Here is a 5,355-nt window from a genome sequence, read left to right as displayed (position 1 = left end):
GGCTAGAAGCCCATGCCACCAGAAAATTTACTGATTGTGGAACAGGCATCTTGCCTGTTTTTTGCACGGGCTAGAAGCCCATGCCACCAGAAAATTTACTGATTGTGGAACAGGCATCTTGCCTGTTTTTTGCACGGGCTGGAAGCCCATGCTACAAGAAAATTTACTCATTGTGGAACAGGCATCTTGCCTGTTTCTTCCATTATGACGCTCAATTCCTAGATTAAACTGAGCATTTCCTGCACTGCTGTCTAATTTGTAACAATTTTAGGATTATTTTCAGGCAGCGGTGGGCGGGTACACAGATAAGCCAATGGCCCGAACAGGGGCACTAATGTTACTGCCCAAAATGCTATTGAATTTTGCACTCCTCGGCGCGCCATATCGTCGGTTAATAAAGCAGGAAATAGCAGGGAAAGCAGACAAAAGTCTAAACTCATCACGTGGATAAAACGGCTGGTTTGCCACTGCCCAACAAAATCAGACCAATCGCCTTTTGTCAAGCCAAAAGCAACCAACGCAGCAGCGCCTAATGTTAGGACAATCCCAGTAAAACGGGAGTCTAATATTTTTAAGAAAATATTTTTAGTGCCAGAAAATTCTGGATTCGGTTCGCGCAGGGCTAAATAAGGGAGCAAGGCAAATGCACCGACGCCAAATGATAAAGTTGCAAAAATCCATGCTCGTATTTTCTGCCCTCTGCCGTCGGCAAATAAGACGCAACTGTAAATCAGCGGCCAGACTCCCATGATGTTAAACAAAGCTACAATTAAAGGGTTGATGCCTGCTATTTTGCCTGTGGAAAGGTTGGTAATTAGTGTGATGGTGTCGGGGTTGTCGGGTGGCGCAAATACAAAGGCGTAGGTGCTGAATATAATCCAAAGCAGAGCAAATCCAATTTTTCTAGACATATATTCCTTCTCAGAATCGAAAATCGACTCAACCTTCTAAAAATCATCATCGGAGCCCTCATCGGAGCTCTCATCGCTGCGGACAAGTTCCGAAGGAGGCCTGTCATTACTCCAAGCCCACCACACGGCGCCGCACTGGCAGCGGTAAAATTCTTGCCACTTGCGGCGGTTGGACTCGGTGTATACTGGCGATCGACGATTAATCCAGACCTCATGGGCCTCCGTGCAGCTAGCAGCGCACTTGGGACAGCAAAACTCAGTAGCGTGAACCGCCGCCGCAGTCCATTCGGGAGGATGTGGAGCAAAAGCTTCCATGTGTTGCGTGTTTCTATCTAAACTGCTGTTAAGTAGGCAAATCAAGGGTTGCTAAAGATCCGTAGAGCTCGCAACGGCATAAGTTATGACATAAGTACGCTGTTGAGTGCGTAATTCCTATGACAGTTATTTTTTTGGCATTTGCCGTCCGATGAATAGTATAACTGATGTGGTGTAAGCCGTCGATCGGCATTCTCAGCTATTTCAAGGACTAGGCTCATGTCTATCTACAACTTTATCTCATTTCTGGGCATCTTTGGCTTGTGTGCGATCGCCTGGATTTTCTCAGAAAACCGCCAAGTTCGCTATATACCTTGGCGCGTCATCATCTGGGGCATTGGCCTACAATTAGTCTTAGGATTTTTAGTATTCCTATTTCCCCCAACTCGCATCGCCCTAGAGTGGTTTACCAGCTTGCTTGATGTCGTATTTATGGCCGCTGATACTGGAGCTAGATTTGTATTCGGCGAAAACATTGTACCGCTACCAGATCCAGCTAAAGCTCCGCCCATTAATCTAGGATATATTTTCGCCTTTCGAGCATTGCCGACAGTCATCTTTTTCTCAGGATTAATGGCACTGCTAGAGAACATCGGCGTCATTCAAATTATCACCAATTTTTTTGCTAAAATCTTTTACTTAACAATGCGCTTGAGCGGCGCGGAAGCTCTCAGCGGAGCCGCTAATATTTTCGTAGGTATAGAAGCAGCAATTGTGGTCAAGCCTTATTTGGCAAAAATGACTCGTTCCGAACTTTGTGCCATTTTATCTTGCTGTTTTGGAACCGCTGCATCCTCAACTTTAGCAATTTATGTCAGCGTCCTCAAACCAGTTTTCCCAAATATTTTGGGGCATTTAGTTTCTGCCTCAATTATTGCAATTCCCGCTTGCTTCGTCCTTTCAAAAATCTTAGTTCCCGAAACAGAAACTCCCTTGACAATGGGAGGCATTCCGAAGGAGAAACCGAAGCCTCAAGGGCGTGAATTGGTGGGCGAAGAAGTTGCTGAAAATGACGGCTATCTCCCCAAACAAGAGACAGTTGGCGGAGAACCTATCGAGCGTGTCAGCCCGTTAGATGCAGCAATTATCGGCGCTTTAGACGGTGTAAAAATGGCAGTGTCGATCGCTGCTGTTTTGATTTTAATCGTGGGTTTAGTTTTCTTAATAGATCGAATTTTGGGAGCCGAAACCCTGCGAAAGGGTTCAGGAATATTATTTTACCCACTGACTTTGTTAACCGGAGTTCCCTTTAAGGACTCTTGGATAGCTTCAGAAATTATCGGACAAAGGCTGTATCTAACAGCAATTCCACCATATCGAATGTTAGCAGAAGCGGCCGCAAAAGGACTGATTAGCGATCGCACAGTATTAATTGTCAGTTACGCCCTTTCCGGTTTCGCCCACTTAGCTTCCGTCGGCATATTTGTCGGCGGTACAATCGCCCTAATTCCTTCTCGGCGCAAAGACATTTCCGAACTCGGTTGGAAAGCCTTATTTGTCGGCACTTTAGCTACAATGATGATTGCCTGCATCGCCGGATTATTTGACACCGGAGACTCCAGCATTTTAGGCACTAAGACACCGCCTACTGCCCCGATCAGCGCTCCTGCTTCGCCGAAATCGGAGGCATCCCCCGCCGCAAGTCCGAAGCCGTCAGTTGCCCCAGCAATTGCCAGCCCGAAGCCTTTGCCGAAGGGTGAAAAAGCTTCTCAAAAAGGTGAGGTATGACTGACAGGTTATATAACCACTGAAACCAAGAGGGCCCAAGCCCAACAACGTACCTCATCTTTCTGAGAACCGCTATAATATCTTATAAGGACTTGTATGGGCGGGTCAACCAACAATATTTGTCAATTATTGACAATCTTTAAAACCCGCCCTCACTCACTTTATTATATATGTATGAAAGAGCGCCCAAGCGCAACAACGTACTTAAAAATTAACCTTTATTTTGTGCCTATGGCGTAAGTAATGTTACAGTTATATTTTCGTATTGGAGCGAAATCAAAGTTGATGTAGTTTATTGGTTGTGTGGGGGCGGGTTTATGTAGGTTATTGATGGGAGTTAAATATTGTTGGTGAACCCGCCCCTACGAGTCCCTGATAGATAATTTGATGTAGTTTATTGGTTGTGTGGGGCGGGTTTATGTAGGTTATTGATGGGAGTTAAATATTGTTGGTGAACCCGCCCCTACGAGTCTCTGATAGATAAGATTGTTTTTTTTGCAATTACCAATTACCAATTACCAATTACCAATTATCCCAAAAATCTATGAATCCAGAACCAGAAATTCGCCGCCTGTTAGATGTGATGCCCGCCTCGGGCCGCATGACTTGTAAAATTATTAATAAACCTCAACAATCGACGGTAATTAATTGCGATTTTCCTTTACCTTGGCATCAATCTCGCCCGATTTATATTAATTTTGATTTGTGGCGCCTGCTATCTAAGCCGCAGCGGGATTTACTGCTATTGCGTACTGTAAGTTTTCTGGGCAATTTCAAGTGGTTTAAGCCGGATATTTATCAAGGGGCGGCTGTGGCGGGTATTCTCGGCACTGTTGTAGAATTGTTGCAGGGAGATGCGATCGGAATTGCGATCGCCGGTGGGTTGACGGGACTGGCGATGACTCGAATTTGGCGCGACAACCGCAGTTCGCAAGTAGAATTAGATGCCGACGAAACGGCGATTCGGGTGGCGGGAAGGCGCGGTTACAGTGAATCTGAGGCGGCGGGACATCTCCTGGGGGCGATCGAATCTGTGGCGCAGATAGAACAGCGTACTTTGGATTTCAACGAGTTGATTCGGTGTCAAAATTTAAGGGCGATATCGGGTATTTCGGCGGTGGGCGTGCCCGATAGCGTCAGACAGGATTGAAAAAAACATCGCTATTCAAGCAAATTAGCCTTAACAGACAAAGATTCCAGAAACTTAACTGCCTCATCCAGCATAGCTGCTGGTAATTTCTCAACAATTGCGATCGCCCTTTGACGAGTTTCTAGATTAACTGCTTATGTCGCAGGTTTAACTGACAAAACTTGCACTTTCATCGTCTTAATCAGCTTCAGTAACGTACTTATTTTAAGCGAAAGCGCGATCGCCCGATCGACCTCCTATGACTCCTCCTCATCTACCCACCGACTGAGATAATCCGGCAACTCATCAAAAGATACCCCCACCAAACGGCAAAAATCCCGGCAGTGCCGTGTATCGGTGCGAAAACTTGAATTATGTTTGACCTGAATTGTTAGCATCTTGCATTTATTAACGTTTGTTTATAATTGTTTTTGCTTTTAATTCGCCTATTTTAAGCGCCTATTTTAAGCGCTTATTTTGAACCTTTACTTGATTAAATTACATTATGTAAAAACGCACTCTCAAAGTTAATTCTCGATGTAACATAACGTCATTGCCAACAGGATATTGTTGCCGCTAGTTCTGCGGCGTATCGATAAAAAATCATGAATTAGGACGCAGATTTATTGCAGTAGCTCGATCCTCTATCGCGCTCGCACTCGCGTGCAATTCTGTCACTTTCCTGTGGGCAAACATACCCAATTTAGAATACAGCCATGAACACCCCAGAAACTACGAATTCCTGGATTATTTACCGACTGCTGCCCAACTTTCAGCGCTTACCCATCGGACAATTTCGCAGCCGCAGCGAAGCAGAATCTTCCCTGAAAGTCATCCGACAACTGCTACCCAATACCGACTTAATACTTGCTTTCGAGATTGGCGCCGAAAGTCCAATCACCGAACTCATTGGGCCCCCTGCTAAGGAACCAAACTTGCCCAATTCAGTTAACCGAGAACTCTTGAAACTGTTCATTATCAGTTCTCGCCCTGTTGTTTCCCGCGTCATTCATTCTTTTCACCGCGATAATTTTGCTTGCGCTACTGACTGGAGTCCGTTTGTTCCGACTCAAAATCGAGGTGAAGTGATGAGCGTCTTAATTAAGTATTTTGCCGCTGACTCTTAGCGTTCGATCGAACATTCCTGATTGTACTGCAAAGCGCTCTTTCCTCATATTATTAAGAGCGCTGAAGCGCAACAACGTACCTAATTTTAAAACTGCGCTGCCTAGTTGGGCTTGGGCGCTTTTTCCTGATATTATTAAGAGCGCT

Annotated in this window: 6 protein-coding genes; 3 read left to right on the top strand and 3 right to left on the bottom strand. The window is 45.3% G+C overall.

Annotated elements, in window-relative coordinates; genetic code table 11:
* Positions 1 to 251: 251 nt before the first annotated feature.
* On the bottom strand, positions 252 to 911 hold the full coding sequence (locus tag JGK07_RS28000; RefSeq protein WP_293174466.1) for a DUF2834 domain-containing protein: 660 nt from the start codon (positions 909 to 911) through the stop codon (positions 252 to 254).
* Between the two features lie 36 nt (positions 912 to 947).
* Complete coding sequence (locus JGK07_RS27995) at positions 948 to 1,226, bottom strand: hypothetical protein (protein WP_293174463.1); 279 nt, start codon at positions 1,224 to 1,226, stop codon at positions 948 to 950.
* 219 nt (positions 1,227 to 1,445) lie between these two features.
* On the opposite strand from JGK07_RS27995, the gene JGK07_RS27990 reads away from it, so the two are divergent.
* Positions 1,446 to 2,954: a nucleoside transporter C-terminal domain-containing protein gene (locus JGK07_RS27990; protein ID WP_293291144.1), complete on the top strand. Its 1,509-nt coding sequence runs from the start codon at positions 1,446 to 1,448 to the stop codon at positions 2,952 to 2,954.
* A 544-nt stretch (positions 2,955 to 3,498) separates the two neighbouring features.
* Entirely contained in the window at positions 3,499 to 4,104 is a 606-nt protein-coding gene (locus JGK07_RS27985; RefSeq protein WP_293193440.1) for a DUF3318 domain-containing protein, read from the top strand.
* Between the two features lie 236 nt (positions 4,105 to 4,340).
* Here the strand turns inward: JGK07_RS27985 and JGK07_RS27980 are convergent, their stop codons facing one another.
* Positions 4,341 to 4,481 (bottom strand): hypothetical protein, encoded by a 141-nt coding sequence (locus JGK07_RS27980; protein ID WP_293203553.1) that lies wholly within the window; start codon positions 4,479 to 4,481, stop codon positions 4,341 to 4,343.
* A gap of 318 nt (positions 4,482 to 4,799) precedes the next feature.
* On the opposite strand from JGK07_RS27980, the gene JGK07_RS27975 reads away from it, so the two are divergent.
* A complete protein-coding gene (locus JGK07_RS27975; protein ID WP_293174454.1) occupies positions 4,800 to 5,210 on the top strand; it encodes a hypothetical protein in 411 nt (136 codons plus the stop codon).
* The last annotated feature ends 145 nt before the right edge of the window (positions 5,211 to 5,355 follow it).

The sequence above is a fragment of the Microcoleus sp. PH2017_24_DOB_U_A genome (genome assembly GCF_020738205.1).
Taxonomy (GTDB): domain Bacteria; phylum Cyanobacteriota; class Cyanobacteriia; order Cyanobacteriales; family Microcoleaceae; genus Microcoleus.
Note: the sequence above shows the minus strand (reverse complement) of the source record. Positions and strands in the feature narration are given on the sequence as shown.